The sequence below is a fragment of the Gilliamella sp. Lep-s35 genome (assembly GCF_009795845.1).
Taxonomy (GTDB): domain Bacteria; phylum Pseudomonadota; class Gammaproteobacteria; order Enterobacterales; family Orbaceae; genus Gilliamella.
Map to the genome: position 1 here is coordinate 14,645 of NZ_WTEX01000017.1, position 16,716 is coordinate 31,360.

At 34.6% G+C, this 16,716-nt stretch carries 12 protein-coding genes and 1 tRNA gene; 11 read left to right on the plus strand and 2 right to left on the minus strand.

What is annotated here, in order from left to right; all coding sequences use genetic code 11:
- Positions 1-513 precede the first annotated feature (513 nt).
- Together mnmG and rsmG are read left to right on the plus strand one after the other, a co-directional pair.
- Positions 514-2,406, plus strand: coding sequence for a tRNA uridine-5-carboxymethylaminomethyl(34) synthesis enzyme MnmG (mnmG, locus tag GQ590_RS08410; RefSeq protein WP_160408145.1), 1,893 nt, complete (start codon positions 514-516; stop codon positions 2,404-2,406).
- Complete coding sequence (gene rsmG, locus GQ590_RS08415; protein WP_160408147.1) at positions 2,384-2,983, plus strand: 16S rRNA (guanine(527)-N(7))-methyltransferase RsmG; 600 nt, start codon at positions 2,384-2,386, stop codon at positions 2,981-2,983. Before mnmG ends, rsmG begins: the two co-directional genes overlap by 23 nt.
- A 43-nt stretch (positions 2,984-3,026) precedes the next feature.
- On the opposite strand, the gene GQ590_RS08420 is transcribed toward rsmG, so the two are convergent.
- Complete coding sequence (locus GQ590_RS08420) at positions 3,027-4,262, minus strand: N-acetylmuramoyl-L-alanine amidase (RefSeq protein ID WP_160408149.1); 1,236 nt, start codon at positions 4,260-4,262, stop codon at positions 3,027-3,029.
- Positions 4,263-4,703: 441 nt separating this feature from the next.
- Between GQ590_RS08420 and miaB the strand changes: the two genes are divergently transcribed.
- The 9 genes from miaB (at position 4,704) to metF (ending at position 16,288) form a co-directional block, all read left to right on the plus strand.
- Positions 4,704-6,131: a tRNA (N6-isopentenyl adenosine(37)-C2)-methylthiotransferase MiaB gene (miaB, locus tag GQ590_RS08425; RefSeq protein ID WP_160408150.1), complete on the plus strand. Its 1,428-nt coding sequence runs from the start codon at positions 4,704-4,706 to the stop codon at positions 6,129-6,131.
- Between the two features lie 39 nt (positions 6,132-6,170).
- Positions 6,171-6,650, plus strand: coding sequence for a zinc-ribbon domain-containing protein (locus GQ590_RS08430; RefSeq protein ID WP_160408152.1), 480 nt, complete (start codon positions 6,171-6,173; stop codon positions 6,648-6,650).
- A 24-nt stretch (positions 6,651-6,674) separates the two neighbouring features.
- Positions 6,675-7,694, plus strand: coding sequence for a PhoH family protein (locus GQ590_RS08435; RefSeq protein WP_237397840.1), 1,020 nt, complete (start codon positions 6,675-6,677; stop codon positions 7,692-7,694).
- Between the two features lie 10 nt (positions 7,695-7,704).
- A complete protein-coding gene (gene mrdA, locus GQ590_RS08440; RefSeq protein ID WP_160408154.1) occupies positions 7,705-9,654 on the plus strand; it encodes a penicillin-binding protein 2 in 1,950 nt (649 codons plus the stop codon).
- 2 nt (positions 9,655-9,656) lie between these two features.
- Complete coding sequence (mrdB, locus tag GQ590_RS08445) at positions 9,657-10,763, plus strand: peptidoglycan glycosyltransferase MrdB (RefSeq protein ID WP_160408157.1); 1,107 nt, start codon at positions 9,657-9,659, stop codon at positions 10,761-10,763.
- Between the two features lie 14 nt (positions 10,764-10,777).
- A complete protein-coding gene (locus tag GQ590_RS08450) occupies positions 10,778-11,959 on the plus strand; it encodes a serine hydrolase (RefSeq protein ID WP_160408159.1) in 1,182 nt (393 codons plus the stop codon).
- A 319-nt stretch (positions 11,960-12,278) separates the two neighbouring features.
- Positions 12,279-12,833, plus strand: a complete 555-nt coding sequence (locus GQ590_RS08455; RefSeq protein WP_160408161.1) for a DUF1440 domain-containing protein — start codon at positions 12,279-12,281, stop codon at positions 12,831-12,833.
- A 174-nt stretch (positions 12,834-13,007) separates the two neighbouring features.
- Entirely contained in the window at positions 13,008-15,281 is a 2,274-nt protein-coding gene (gene metE / locus GQ590_RS08460) for a 5-methyltetrahydropteroyltriglutamate--homocysteine S-methyltransferase (protein WP_160408163.1), read from the plus strand.
- Between the two features lie 131 nt (positions 15,282-15,412).
- Positions 15,413-16,288, plus strand: coding sequence for a methylenetetrahydrofolate reductase [NAD(P)H] (gene metF / locus GQ590_RS08465; protein ID WP_160408165.1), 876 nt, complete (start codon positions 15,413-15,415; stop codon positions 16,286-16,288).
- Positions 16,289-16,328: 40 nt separating this feature from the next.
- On the opposite strand, the gene GQ590_RS08470 is transcribed toward metF, so the two are convergent.
- Positions 16,329-16,405 (minus strand) — tRNA-Met (locus GQ590_RS08470).
- Positions 16,406-16,716 lie beyond the last annotated feature (311 nt).

The following is a 16,716-nucleotide window of genomic DNA, read 5'->3' on the forward strand; positions in this document are numbered from 1 at the left end:
ACAAATAGAATAATTTTAAGCTTTATAAAATTATTTCATGTAAATAATAAGATCATAAAAAAGAGTAGATCACTCACCTAAGAGTAAAATAAAAGCAATAAAAGATAAAAATTTAAGCAAATGAATTTATTTTTTGTGGATAACTCTGTGATAAAACGAGATCAAAAGTTGTGATAAGCCTATTAATAACCTAAAAAACAAAATCAACTGTGAATAAAAATAGAACTTATCAACAGAATTAAAATAAAAAAGATCCGATCAATTAACAGAATTAGATGATCAATAAGATCCTATAAAATAATTATAAAAACGAGTTATCAACAAAAAGGATCCACAGTAATAATAATAAAAATAAAAAGATCATCTAAAAGATCTTATTTTATTTAGATCGCGATCAAAATAGATCATTTGACGTAATCAAAAAGATGAGTAAAATTCCCTACGCTAAATAAACCAAATCACCCGATCTAAAATAGAGATCACCTGTACACAAAATAAATACGAGGCTTTTTTATGTTTTATCCAGATCTTTTTGATGTCATCATCGTCGGCGGCGGCCATGCCGGAACAGAAGCAGCCATGGCATCAGCAAGAATGGGACGAAAAACACTACTTTTAACCCATAATATCAATACATTAGGACAAATGTCTTGCAACCCAGCCATTGGCGGTATAGGTAAAGGCCACTTGGTTAAAGAAATTGACGCCATGGGTGGTTTAATGGCTCAAGCTATTGATCATGCAGGGATCCAATTTAGGATCTTAAACAGTAGCAAAGGTCCTGCTGTTAGGGCTACACGAGCGCAAGCAGATCGATCCCTTTATTGTAAAGCAATTAGAACGGCACTTGAAAACCAAGAAAACCTTATGTTATTCCAACAATCAGTTGAAGATGTGATCATTGAAAACGATCAGATCATTGGTGTTAAAACCCAAATGGGAGTTTCATTTAAATCTAAAGCTGTAGTATTAACAACAGGCACATTTTTAGATGGAAAGATCCATATAGGACTTGATAATTATAGCGGTGGACGAACAGGTGATCCAGCTTCGATTGATTTATCAAAATCATTACACCAATATCCATTTAGAATGGGACGATTAAAAACAGGTACTCCACCCCGTATTGATGGAAGAACAATTGATTTTTCAAAATTAGGCACACAATATGGTGATGATCCTGTGCCAGTTTTTTCATTTTTAGGTAATTCAAATGATCATCCAAAACAGATCCCTTGTTATATCACTAGCACAAACGAAAAAACACACGATATAATTAGATCTAATTTAGATCGCAGCCCAATGTATACAGGGATCATTGAAGGTGTAGGACCAAGATATTGCCCATCAATCGAAGATAAGATCATGCGTTTTGCAGATCGTAATTCTCATCAGATCTATTTAGAGCCTGAAGGATTAGATAGCAATGAGATCTACCCAAATGGGATCTCTACAAGTCTGCCATTTGATACCCAGCTTGCTTTTGTTCGTAGCATGAAAGGGCTCGAAAATGCCAATATCGTTAGACCTGGTTATGCGATTGAATATGATTATTTTGATCCAAGGGATCTTAAGCCAACACTTGAAAGTAAAGTGATCAAAGGTTTATTTTTAGCTGGGCAAATCAATGGCACAACAGGCTATGAAGAAGCAGCCGCTCAAGGCATGCTAGCAGGTTTAAATGCAGCTCGTTTTGCGTATGATCAAGATCAATGGCATCCAACACGGGATCAAGCTTACTTAGGTGTACTAGTAGATGATCTTTGCACTCTTGGTACTAACGAACCATATCGTATGTTTACTTCACGTGCTGAATATCGTTTAATGTTACGTGAAGATAATGCAGACATTCGTTTAACGGAAATTGGTCGTAATCTTGGTATGGTAGATGACTATCGTTGGCAGCGTTTTAACGAAAAATTCGAAGCCATTGAGCAAGAAAGAGCACGTCTGCGTGATATATGGGTTCATCCTCATATAGAAACCATTAACGAAGTCAATGCAGTATTAAGCGCTAATTTAACCAAAGAAGCCAACGGTGAAGAACTACTTAAACGGCCTGAAATGAGTTACCAAACTCTAAAATCACTTTCGCTATTTGCTCCTGGATTATCTGATATACAGGCTGCTGAACAGGTTGAAATTCAAGTTAAATATGACGGTTATATTAAACTGCAAATTGAAGAAATTGAACGTCAAAAGCGCAATGAAGAAACATTAATCCCGGCACATATTGATTATGCGGAAATATCAGGATTATCCAACGAAGTGGTTGCTAAATTAAAACAACATAAACCGGTTTCTATAGGGCAAGCTTCGCGCATATCGGGAATAACGCCTGCTGCCATTTCAATGTTATTAGTTTATTTAAAAAAGAAAAATTATGTTAAAAAAGAGACTCACTAATCTAATTGATCAAACAGATCTTTTGATCACTGAATCACAAATAGATCAATTGATCCATTACGTTGAAATGCTTAATAAATGGAATAAAGCTTACAATTTAACAGCTGTACGAGATCCTAATGAAATGTTAGTCAAACATATTATGGATAGCTTAATGGTATCACCTTATTTAACAGGAAAAACCTTTATTGATGTAGGAACGGGTCCTGGATTACCAGGTGTTCCACTCGCAATTATTAACCCAGATAAACAATTTGATCTAGTTGATAGTTTAGGTAAGCGTATTCGTTTTTTAAAGCAGGTTCAGTTTGAATTAAAACTAACAAATATCAACCCAATACAAAGCCGAATAGAAGAGTATAACGATAAAAAGTTTGATGGAGTTATTAGCCGAGCTTTTGCCTCTTTGCAAGATATGCTTAATTGGTGTAAGCACCTTCCTGATCAACACGGATTTTTTTATGCTTTAAAAGGAAGTGATATAGATCCTATTCCTGAAGGTTTTACGCTTAAACAATATATTAAATTGACTATTCCAGAATTAAATGCTGAAAGATGTTTAGTTATTATTAAATAATTTTATACTAACAGCTTATTTAACTTTAAGTATCTTTATAAAATTATTTTTTACGTTTTTTAATATAATCTTTGATTCCATCAAAGATCGCCTTTGATACTTGATTTTGAAAAGCAGCTGTTTTTAATTTTTTCTCTTCAGCTGTATTACTAATAAAAGCCGTTTCGACTAAAATAGAAGGGATATCAGGTGCTTTTAATACAGCAAAGCCTGCTTTTTCAAGAGACGGCTTATGTAGCTTATTAACTTTTTTCATTCTATTTAAAATTGCATTACCAAGTAACACTCCATTACTTAGCGTTGTTTTTTGAACCAAATCTAAAATAGTATTATCTAAATATTTATCACCGCTGCGGCTAACGCCTCCTATTTGATCGGCTTCATTTTGTGTTTGCGCTAAATAACTGGCTGCCGAACTACTTGCTCCACCCGTTGATAATGCAAAAACAGATGAACCACCTACAGAACGATTAGCAAAAGCATCTGCATGAATAGAAATAAACAGATCTGCATGAAGTGATCGGGCTTTAGCAACACGTACTTTTAATGGAATAAATACATCTTCATTACGTGTCATATAGACTTTTATATTCGGTTCTTTTTTAAGTAAATTATAAGTACGACGCGCAATTTGTAAAACGATATCCTTTTCGCGTGTTTTATTGTAACCAATAGCACCTGGATCTTCTCCACCATGGCCAGGATCGAGTACCACAATAACCGGAGCATTTTTATTTTTATTAGTTGTTGATTTTATTTCAGATTGTTTTTTATTTAGATCGCCTTTTTTATATTCTTCTAAAAGCGCAAGTAAAGGGTCGTCATCGGTGCTTGAAGCTGGTTTAGAAGGATAAAGATCCATCACTAAGCGATGTTTAAATTTTGCTATAGGGGACAAAGTAAAAGTATTAGGTTTTACACCCTGTTTTAATTCGATCAAAATTCTAACAGTTTTTGGGTCACGTTGAGCAACACGTATCGATTTAATATAAGGATCATGCTTTAATACTTTTGAAGAAATACTTTTTAAGATGGGATTTAAATTAATATTGTTAATATCAATAGCGATCCTGTTAGGATTACTCAATAAAAAGTTTTTATATTTTAAGCTGATATTTGATTCTAAAGTGATTCTTGTATAGGTTGATGATGGCCAAACACGTACAGCGATAATTTGTGCCATTGTTGCAGCAAAGCCTATACGAGTGACAGATAATAAACAAGTCGCAATAATACCTTTAACTAATAGGCGCTTTGTAGGACTAAATGTCTTTGACATACTTGAGCTAAACACTTTACTTTCTATATGAGTTAGTCGCGAATAATAACATAAAAGATAAAGATCTTAAAAAGAATGATTCTTATCTTCGTCTACTTTTTATAAATAACAGATTAATTTTTTTATACTATAGCTAAATTAATATTTAATAAATAATTTTATTTTTTACTTAGCTTAGCATCAAAAATGCGTTTCATAATAACATAAATAATAAAACGCATAAAAAAAGAATTTAAAAGAGTTATTTTTATATTAAAACGTATAATGTTCCTGAAACTTTTTGATAGAATTTTCAGAAATTAAAAAAATTATCTAATGCTTTGTATTGTCATTTTTTATTTTATTATAGACCCTACAATAACAAAAGATTACAATATGGCACGCTAAAATCGCGGATTTAAACCCGTTTTCATTTTAACAATTAATATAGCTGAGTTATTGATGAGCAAAAAATTACATATCAAAACTTGGGGCTGCCAAATGAATGAGTATGATTCAACAAAAATGGCAGATCTCCTTGAGTCTACCCACGGGTTAACCTTAACAGATAATGCTGAAGAAGCTGATATCTTATTACTTAACACTTGTTCTATTCGGGAAAAAGCTCAAGAAAAAGTCTTCCACCAATTAGGTCGTTGGAAAAATCTAAAACAACATAACCCAAATATCATTATTGGTGTAGGTGGTTGTGTTGCTTCGCAAGAAGGTGCCCATATTCGTAAACGTGCGCCATTTGTGGATATTATTTTTGGACCACAAACTTTTCACCGTTTACCAGAAATGATAGAACAGATAAAAAGTGGTAACGGCAATCATGTGGTTGATGTAAGCTTTCCTGAAATAGAAAAATTCGATCGATTGCCGGAACCGCGTAGCGAAGGTCCAACAGCATTTGTTTCTATTATGGAAGGATGCAATAAATATTGTACTTACTGCGTTGTGCCTTATACTCGAGGCGAAGAAGTCAGCAGACCTTGTGATGATGTAATTTATGAAATTGCTCAACTTGCTGAACAAGGTGTGCGAGAAGTAAATTTACTTGGACAAAATGTTAATGCCTATCGTGGGCCAACGTTTGATGGTGATATTTGTTCATTTGCTGAATTATTACGTTTAGTTGCAGCTATTGACGGAATTGATCGCATTCGCTTTACTACTAGTCATCCAATCGAATTTACTGATGATATTATCGATGTTTATCGTGACACCCCTGAACTGGTAAGTTTTTTACATTTACCAGTTCAAAGTGGATCAGATCGTATATTAAATCTAATGAAACGAACGCATACAGCACTTGAATATAAATCGATTATTCGCAAACTTCGTAAAGTTCGTCCTGATATTCAAATTAGCTCTGACTTTATTGTTGGTTTTCCTGGGGAAACACAAGAAGACTTTGAACAAACCATGAAGCTTATTGCTGATGTAAATTTTGATTTAAGTTATAGCTTTGTCTATTCAGCTCGTCCAGGCACACCAGCAGCTGAAATGGAAGATAACGTATCAGAAGAAGAGAAAAAACAACGTCTGTACATTCTTCAAGAACGAATCAATCAACAAGCCATGCAGTTTAGTCGCCGAATGTTAAATACGGTACAACGTATTTTAGTTGAAGGACCGTCTAAAAAAGATCTGATGGAATTAACAGGTCGAACTGAAAACAATCGAATTGTTAATTTTGAAGGACGTCCTGATATGATCGGTAAATTTGTTGATGTTGAAATTACTGATGTTTACCCAAATTCACTACGTGGTAAAGTCATCCGCACCGAAGATGAAATGGATTTACGTGTAAATGAGTCGCCAATGTCAGTGATATCGCGAACTCGAAAAGAAAACGATTTAGGTGTTGGTATTTATCAACCATAAAAAAATAAAATTTATTAAATAAAAGGATAAGGAGGAAAAATGTTTATTATTTTTGGTAGTCGTGGTAGAGAAGTTAACGAACGTAGTGGGCAATTTAATTGTCCAAATTGCTGTTCGCAACAAAACATTAATACCGATGAAAAACAGCAAAAATACACACAAATAAAAGTAGCAAAATATTTTACGTTGTTTTTTATTCCTATTTTTAGTTATCAAACATTAGGACGTTATATCAAGTGTAATGAATGTAATAGTGATTACAATGAAAAAGCGCTTGAATATATACCGCCAACATTTGAAGAACAAATTGCATCATATGTTGAGCAAGAGTTAAAAAGCGGAACGCCTATTTCAATGTTAGTCAATAAATTAAAAGCGCAAGGGTTGGATGAAAGTCAATCAACAAGTGCAGTTAACAATGTTGTTAACGGAAATATCGTATCTTGCCATCAGTGCAATATGGACTTTTTAAAAGGCATTGAAAAGTGTCCTTTGTGTGAAGGACATATTAGTAATTAATATTAATGATTAGAGGACTTATCTTTGAATATTACGACAAATGAAACCATGTTAGAACCTGCTGATAATCAGCGTCTTAATAGTCTTTGTGGTCCTTATAATGATAATATTAAACAGCTAGAGCGCAGACTTGGTATTGAAATTAATCACCGTGGTAATTTATTTGCAATAACGGGTGATAGTATCTGCGTTCAAGCGACTATTGATATTTTACAATCTCTTTATAAAAATACTAAAATCAAAGAAAAAGTTGTTGATATTGAGCCTGAACAAATACATCTAGCAATAAAAGAGTCAGGTGTTTTACAAAAAAAAAGTGAACACTTACCAGCTTATATTGATCATCAAGGCGGAAAGCTAGTGATGATTAAAACCAAACGGGGTATTATCAAACCTCGAACAGCCAACCAAGCCCAATATATTGCCCATGTTTTAGATTATGACATCTCGTTTGGCATAGGGCCTGCAGGAACAGGTAAAACCTATTTAGCGGTGGCAGCAGCAGTTGATGCGCTCGAAAAACAGCAAATTCGCCGCATTGTACTAACCCGGCCAGCTGTTGAAGCTGGCGAAAAGCTAGGCTTTTTGCCAGGTGATTTAAACCAAAAAGTGGATCCTTACTTACGTCCACTGTACGATGCCTTATTTGAAATGCTTGGTTTTGAAAAAGTCGAAAAACTGATTGAAAAAAGCGTGATTGAAGTTGCACCACTTGCCTATATGCGAGGGCGTACCCTTAATGATGCTTTTATTATTCTTGATGAAAGTCAAAACACCACAATTGAACAAATGAAAATGTTTTTAACCCGTATCGGCTTTAATTCTAAAGCAGTAATTACTGGTGATATTACCCAAATTGATTTACCTCGCCATCAAAAATCGGGATTACGTCATGCGATTGAAGTACTAAGCAAAGTTGATGAAATTAGCTTTAATTTTTTCAATAGCGAAGATGTGGTACGCCATCCAGTAGTAGCTAAAATTGTTAATGCTTATGATAAATGGGAACAACAACATAAACCACAAACAGAAAAAAGCATTTAGTAGAAAGAGTATGATTACCCCTATCTCAAGTAAAAAAAAGAAAACGAATATTCGAGATCATTCAGCTGAAGCAAACTTGTTTTTACGCCGAGCACTGTTTTCTTTTATTGTGATTATTATTTTGATTATCGTATTGATTACAAAATTAGCTGATTTACAAATTTTGAATTATCGTTATTACACAACAAAATCTAATGATAATCGTATCGAAATTATCCCTATTCCACCAAATCGAGGCATGATTTATGATCGTAATGGTACACCATTAGCGATTAATAAAATTACTTATCAATTAAATATCATTCCCGATAAAACTAAAAACCTCAAAGAACAATTTGAGGAATTAAAAAAAATTATTGGCTTGACTGATGAAGATATTGAACTTTTTCAAAAAGAGCGACGCAATTATAGAGCTCATCGCCCAGTACCACTAAAAGATAACTTGACCGAAAAACAAATAGCTCGTTTTGTGGTAAATCAACATCGTTTTCCGTTTGTTTCCATTGTTGGTATACAGCACCGTTATTATCCTTATGGGGCATCACTGACCCATATTCTTGGTTATATTTCTAAAATTAATAGTCAAGATAAACAGCGCTTAGAAGATGCAAATAAAACTAGTGATTATGTAGCTACTTTTAATATTGGAAAAATGGGTATAGAAAAATATTACGAAGATTTATTGCATGGAACTCCTGGTTATGAAAAGGTTGAAGTTAATAGTCGAGGACGCATTGTTCGTCAACTGAATAAAAAACCACCTCAAGCAGGTGAAGATATCTATTTATCTATTAACCTTAAATTACAACTTTATATTGAGCAATTATTGGCTGGACGTAAAGCAGCGGTAGTAGCTATTGATCCTAACAATGGTGAAATTTTAGCTTTAGTTTCTAGTCCAAGTTATGATTCCAACTCATTTGTTGGCGGTATATCGAGTGCTAAATATAGCGAGTTACTAAAAGATCCTAGTAAACCACTTTTCAATCGTGCTTTATTAGGGACTTATCCACCAGCCTCGACTGTTAAACCATTTATTTCTATTGCAGCCTTAAGTGAAGGCCTAGTTACACCAAAAAGTGTGGTTAATGATCCAGGTTGGTGGCAATTACCAGGCACAGAACGACGTTATCGTGATTGGCTAAAATCGGGGCATGGTCGAGTTGATGTATTAAAAGCAATTGAAGAATCGGTTGATACTTATTTTTATCAAGTTGCTTATGATATGGGCATTGATCGCTTAAATTTATGGATGAGTAAATTTGGTTATGGTAAGCGAACAGGCATTGATATATCTCCAAACGAAGAAACGCGAGCAGTAATGCCTAGTCGTGAGTGGAAAATAAAACGACATAAAAATTCTTGGTTGCCAGGTGACACCATTCCAGTTGGTATAGGACAAGGTTATTGGACTGCAACGCCTATCCAAATGGCTAAAGCATTAACAACATTAATTAATAATGGTAAAAGTTATACTCCCCATTTTTTATTATATAAAAGGAGTGATATTTTAACTTCAAATAAACATCAACCAATAATTAATCCTGAAAAATATCTAGAAGATAATAGCTTAGTTGATGTTAAATCAGATTATTGGGAGCTGTCTAAAGAAGGTATGCATCGAGTTATGTTTGGTGCACGGGGAACAGCACGCAAAATTTATACTGATGCAAAATATCAAGCAGCAGGTAAATCGGGAACTGCACAAGTTTATGGCTTAAAGCAAGATGAAATCTATAATGCTCATAAAATTCCAGAACATCTGCGTGATCATGCATTGTTTATTGCTTACGCTCCTTATGATAAGCCAAAAATAGCTTTAGCTATTGTTTTAGAAAACGGTGGAGGTGGTAGCTCAAATGGTGGCGCTGTGGCGCGTAAAATCTTAGATTATTACTTGTTAGGTAATAATTCCACTGAGCTAAATGAACCATTAACCAATACAGGAACAGAGGACTAATAATGAATAATATTAAAAAGAGTTTTTGGCAAAAAATACATATTGATCCCCTGTTTTTTTTATTTATTACGTTATTGCTTGGCTATAGTCTTTATATTCTTTGGAGTGCCACAGGGCAAAGTGTCGATATGATACAAAAACGAGTAATACAAATATTGCTTGGTTTTGTTGTGATGATAGTGCTAGCACAGTTTTCACCCAGAACTTATGAAAAATGGGCGCCGTATCTATATGTTGTTTGTATTTTGATTTTATTACTGGTGGATATTTTTGGTTATACTAGTAAAGGTGCACAACGTTGGTTGGATTTAGGAGGGGTGCGTTTTCAACCTTCTGAAATTGCTAAAATAGCTGTACCACTAATGGTTGCTAAATTTATTCACCGAGATGGGTGTCCACCGCCATTTAAAACTACGCTACAAACACTTACCATAATTGGTGTACCAACATTACTGGTTGCTATGCAACCCGATTTAGGGACTGCTATATTAATTATCATGTCAGGTATTTTTATTATATTTTTAGCAGGCATAAACTGGCGTTATATTCTTATTGCGCTAATTTTAATTGCTATATTTTTACCTATTATGTGGTTCCATTTAATGCATGATTATCAGCAAAAACGCGTACTTATATTCATCAATCCTGAACTGGACCCAAACGGAGCTGGCTATCATATTATTCAATCTAAAACAGCAATTGGATCGGGTGGTATATGGGGAAAAGGTTGGCTTGAAGGCACACAATCGCAACTTGAATTTTTACCTGAGCGACATACCGACTTTATTTTTTCAGTTATCGCTGAAGAGTTTGGTTTTATTGGCTCTATTATTTTATTAATTTTGTTTTTATGTTTAATTGTGCGAGGGCTGTTTATTGCTTCGCAGGCGCAAACAACCTTTGGACGGATCCTTTCTGGTGGGCTTATTTTAGTCTTTTTTATTTATGTGTTTATTAATATTGGTATGGTTAGTGGAATATTGCCAGTAGTTGGTGTACCATTACCGCTAATAAGTTATGGTGGCTCTTCTTTAGTGGTCTTAATGGCTGGTTTTGGCATTATTATGTCTATCCACACACATCGATACATGTTATCTAAAAATATTTAACGGAATTTAAATAAATGAAAAAGAAATTTAAATTATCTTTTGCTTTATTAGTGCTTACAATTTGTTCATCAGTATCAGCTGAAATCGCTTTCCCTATTCCTGCTATTCCACAATTAGACGCTGAAGCTTATATTTTAATTGATGCAAAATCAGGTGAAATTTTAGCTCAATATAATGCCGAGCAGCAGCGCGATCCGGCAAGCTTAACTAAAATGATGACCAGTTATGTGGTGGGGCAAGCATTACAATCAGGTCGCATAAAAAATGATGATATGGTTGTTGTCAGTAAAGATGCATGGGCAACGGGCAACCCTGTTTTAAAAGGATCATCATTGATGTTTTTAGAGGTCGGTAAAACAGTATCAGTTTCTGATCTTAATAAAGGTATTATCATCCAATCTGGCAACGATGCTTGTATTGCAATGGCAGAACATGTTGCAGGAAGCCAAGGTGCATTTGTTAACCTAATGAATGATTATGCAAAAAAAATTGGGTTAAACCATACACATTTTGAAACCGTTCATGGGCTTGATGCGCCAGGGCAATACACAACAGCTAAAGACATGGCTTTTTTAGGGCAAGCATTGATTCGTGATTTACCAGAAGAATATTCTATTTATAAACAAAAAGAATTTACCTATACCCTATCAAAACCACAACTTAATCGAAATGGATTACTTTGGGATACCACATTAAACGTTGATGGAATAAAAACAGGACATACTAATGCTGCTGGCTATAACTTAGTTGCTTCAGCGGTTGATGGCAATACTCGTTTAATCTCAGCGGTACTAGGTGGACGAACCTTTAAAGGGCGTGAAGCAGAAAGTAAAAAGCTCTTAGTCTGGGGTTTCCGCTTCTTTGAAACCGCAAATCCTGTAAAAGCAGGTAATCCACTTGCGACTGAATCAATTTGGTATGGTGATCAAAACAAAATTCAACTTGGTTCACTTAATGGCGCTTATGTAACGGTTCCAAAAGGTCGTTCTGCGGATGTACAAGTTAAATATACAATCGATGATTATATCTATGCCCCAATCACTAAAGGCAATACAGTGGGCAAAATGCAATTTTTATTAGACGGCAAAGTTATCAACGAACAACCACTTGTTGCTTTACAGAATATAGAACAAACAGGATTCTTTGGTGGAATATGGGATTGGATAGGTTTGCAGTTCCATAAGTTATTTAACTAGTTTTTATTGCTATTGTTCTGTAAGAATAAGCTTACAGAACAACCTTATCCTCATCAAAATAATATTATCTGGTCAACAGAACAAAGAAAAATAACCCAATTCTGTCAAAAAGTTTCAGGAAAGCATAACGTTTAAGTAAAAAAACAAAAAATTCTGTTTAAATTGATAAAAATTAACTATCCGAAAACACTTTATAAATAATTCCACCAATTATTACAATAACTTTTACTCCCTCCAATCTTATTTATTTTTCTTTTATCCAAAATTGCATAGGAGTATAATTTGAATATATATTTATTATAACAATGGAAACTTAAGTATGTTTGGAAATAAAACAAATCGTCAAGTAATTATTTGGACAACAATCATTGGTGGTTTTATTAGTGCTTTAGTTAAATGGGGATCAGAGGTTAATATGCCACCGCGCGTTCCAGGTGAAATTTCGCCACCAGCGGCACATATTGATGCATGGCTCGGTTGGCTAGGGATTGATTCTCATTCACTAGATTATATTTATCAAACAGCGACTGTTTCTGGTGCTGTTACGCTTTATCACTGGTTATTCAGTTTTGCTTTTGCCTTTGTTTATGTAGCAGGTGCGTATTACTGGAATAAAATCCGCCTATGGTATGGCGCTGTTTATGGTACGGTTATTACTATCTCTATGCATGGCTTTTTAATTCCATTACTTGGTTTTCGTCACCCCGCTTATGATGCCGAAGGTACAGTTGGTTGGTTATGGAATTTAAATGGTTATGAGCTTTGGAGCGAAATTTTAGGTCATATTTATTGGGGAGCATCGATCGAAGTATGTATGATTGCAGTACTTGCTCACTTTTCAAGACCTATTCATGGCGAGTGGCGTCAAAAATGATTTAAAGTTATAGAATTAGTAATAAATCCTACTATTTAGTGATAGTGGGATTTTTTATTTTATTTGATATAAAAAAAAACTATATCAACCAATAAAAAACAAGAATTATTCAATATCAATTTTTTTTGTTATCTTTTTTATCACTAAAGAAAAACGATAAAAAGGAAATAAAAAATGAATACTGCTGTTATTGGATACCCTCGAGTTGGTAAACTTCGTGAACTTAAATTTGCAACAGAAGCCTATTTTAAAGGTAATAAAACACAAGCTGAATTATTAAACGAAGCTAAAGCGCTACGTGCTGAACATTTAAAGCAACAAGCGTCACAAAAAATCGCGTTTATTTCATCTAATGATTTTTCATTTTATGATGCGGTATTAGATACAGCATGTTTACTTAATGTCATTCCACAACGTTACCAAGATCTTGGTTTGCCTGAACTTGACCGCTATTTTGCGATGGCGCGTGGTTATCAAGGCGTAAAAGGCGACGTTCGTGCGCTTGCAATGAAAAAATGGTTTAACACCAATTACCACTATTTAGTACCTGAAATTGAAGATTCAGTACAAATCAAATTAGCGGGCTGTAAACCATTTGACGAATATCAAGAAGCTAAAGCACTAGGCATTCAAACCAAACCAGTTGTGGTTGGGCCATTAACATTTTTTAAATTAGCGCAGTATTTAGGTAAAAAACAGCTTGTTGATTTTAAAGCCGATATTATTAAAGCTTATCAAGACATCATCCAAAAATTCACAACACTTGGTGCTGAGTGGATCCAAATTGATGAACCTATTTTAGTCACTGACCTAAATAAAGACGATATCGCTTTATTTACCGAACTTTATCAAGCCATTTTATCGGTAAAAGGACAAACTAAGATTGTTTTACAAACTTATTTTGGTGATATACGTGATTGTTATAAAGAACTTATCGCTTTACCTTTTGATGGTATTGGACTTGATTTTGTTGAAGGTAAACAGTCATTAACTTTGCTTGAAAATAATGGCTTTCCTGCTGATAAAGTGTTATTTGCTGGTGTGGTTAATGGCAAAAATATTTGGAAAAACAATTACCAAAAAACCTTAGCATTACTTGGTAAAATCAAACAAAAAGCCGCAAATATTGTAATCAATACTTCTTGTTCATTACTGCATGTTCCTTATACATTGCAAAATGAGACCAAATTAACCATTCAACAACGTGCTTATTTTGCTTTTGCTCAAGAAAAGCTACAAGAACTTGCTGAACTTGGTCAATTATTTAAAGAAGCAAACGCTGAAAATAATGCCGCTTATAAAGCTAACCAAACATTATTTACTCGTGAGCGTGAGGGCGCAAACCAAGCGGTACGTCAAAAAGTGGCTGCATTAAAAGATTCAGACTTTACTCGTTTACCTGAATTTTCAGTGCGTGAAGAGGCGCAGAAAAAGGCCTTTAATTTGCCACTATTACCAACCACTACAATTGGATCATTCCCACAAACGCCTGATGTACGTTTAAATCGTGCAAAATTCAAAAAAGGCGAAATTTGCTTAAATGAATATACTGAATTTAATAAACAAAAAATTGCGCAGTGCATCAAATTACAAGAAGAAATTGGCATTGATGTGTTAGTTCATGGTGAATTTGAACGTAATGACATGGTCGAATATTTTGGCGAAAGTTTGAATGGCTTTGTCTTTACTGAAAAAGCATGGGTACAATCTTATGGTACACGTTGCGTTAAGCCACCAATTGTTTGGGGTGATATTTCACGCTCTAAACCGATTACCGTTGAATATTCAAAATATGCACAAAGCCTGACTGATAAACCAGTAAAAGGCATGTTAACAGGCCCTGTGACTATTCTTAATTGGTCATTCCCACGGGAAGATATTTCACAAAAAGAATCAGTATTCCAAATTGGATTGGCTATTGGTGATGAAGTGTTAGATCTTGAAGCTGCAGGCATTAAAGTTATCCAAATTGACGAAGCTGCATTAAAAGAAAAACTACCACTACGTAAAGCCGATTGGAACAGTGAATACCTTGATTGGGCGATCCCTGCATTTAGATTGGTACACAGCAAAGTACAAGCTGATACGCAAATCCACACCCATATGTGTTATAGCGAATTTGCTGATATTATTAAAGATATTGATGCAATGGACGCTGATGTTATTTCGTTCGAGGCTTCTCGCTCTAATTTACAATTGATTGATGTACTAAATGCAAACAATTTTAAAACCGAAGTGGGGCCAGGGGTTTACGACATCCATTCACCACGCGTACCACCAGTAGCCGAAATCAAAGCAACGATTGAAAAGTTACTAGCGAAGATTGATAACCAAAAATTATGGATCAATCCAGACTGCGGCTTAAAAACGCGTGGCGAGAAAGAAGTGGTTGAAAGCTTGCAACACCTTGTTCAAGCCACTTTAGAAGTAAGAAAAACACTGAACTAAGCACTGTTTTTACAAAGTTATTGTGTTTTTTTAATGCATTGAACTTTGCTTAGCTTTACACTTCCGCCGCCTATTTTGGCGGCGGAAACGTCAATAAGGGAAATAAGCGACCTAACCAATGGATAAAATAAATGAAAACAAATCTATTATTTAATAAAAAAACTGTTTTCTCCTTTGAGGTTTTTCCACCTAAAAAAAACTCGCCATTAGAGACAATTTATAGCACCTTACGGGAACTTGGCTACTTCAAACCTGACTTTATCAGTGTCACTTATGGTGCAGGTGGTAGCTTAAATGGCCAAACCACCATTGATATTGCCCACTCACTCAAACACACTTATGGCATTGAAAGCGTTGCTCATTTGCCGGGGATTAATTTTGATAAAGCTGAAATGCAAAAAATCCTACATGACCTTAAATGTGCAGGAGTTGATAATGTGCTTGCTTTGCGTGGTGACATCAGCCCGAATGTGCAACCTAAAGATGACTTTCGCTTTGCCAGTGAACTGGTGACATTCATTAAAGAAAACGGTGATTTTAACGTGATTGGCGCATGCTATCCCGAAGGACACCTTGAAGCAGCAACACTAAAACAAGATCTGCTCCATTTAAAAGAAAAGGTCAATGCAGGTACCGATCAACTTATTTCACAGCTATTTTTTGATAATGACTACTTTTATGCCTTTTTAGATAAAGCTCGTGATATTGGCATTAATGTGCCAATAGAAGCAGGTATTATGCCAGTAACTAATAAAAACCAAATTGAGCGCATGGTGTCTATGTGTGGGGTGAATTTACCTAAAAAATTCAAACAAATGATGGCAAAATACGAACATCATCCAGAAGCATTTCGTGATGCTGGCATTGCTTACGCAATTGATCAGATTGTTGATTTGGTTTCGCAAGATGTCGATGGCATTCACTTATACACCATGAACAATAGCTACATAGCAAGACGCATTAGCGAAGCAGTATCTACATTGCTAGCGGTACCAAAATCGGAATAGTGAATATAAAAACAGGAAAGTATAAACAATGATTTATAATTGGTTGCGGGGGCTGGATTTGAACCAACGACCTTCGGGTTATGAGCCCGACGAGCTACCAAGCTGCTCCACCCCGCGTCAAAGTGATAGATATCTTATAGTAATAAAATAATAAAGCAAGGACTATTTAGCTAAAATTTGCTATTTTTAAAAATTATTGAGTAAATACAGATTATTTTTCACATAAATACAAAATTAAATAAAATTTTTTAACAATAACTTTAGTTTTTTGTTAAAGCTCATGTAGAAATTCCTCGCGTTGTTTACAGTAATTTGAAAAACACTGTAATAAATATCCATAAAAAAAACAATTAACGTCTTATCACAAACAAAATATGGGCTGATATTATAAAGAAAATAACTGTCACCAATTTGGCTAAACGCTTTAT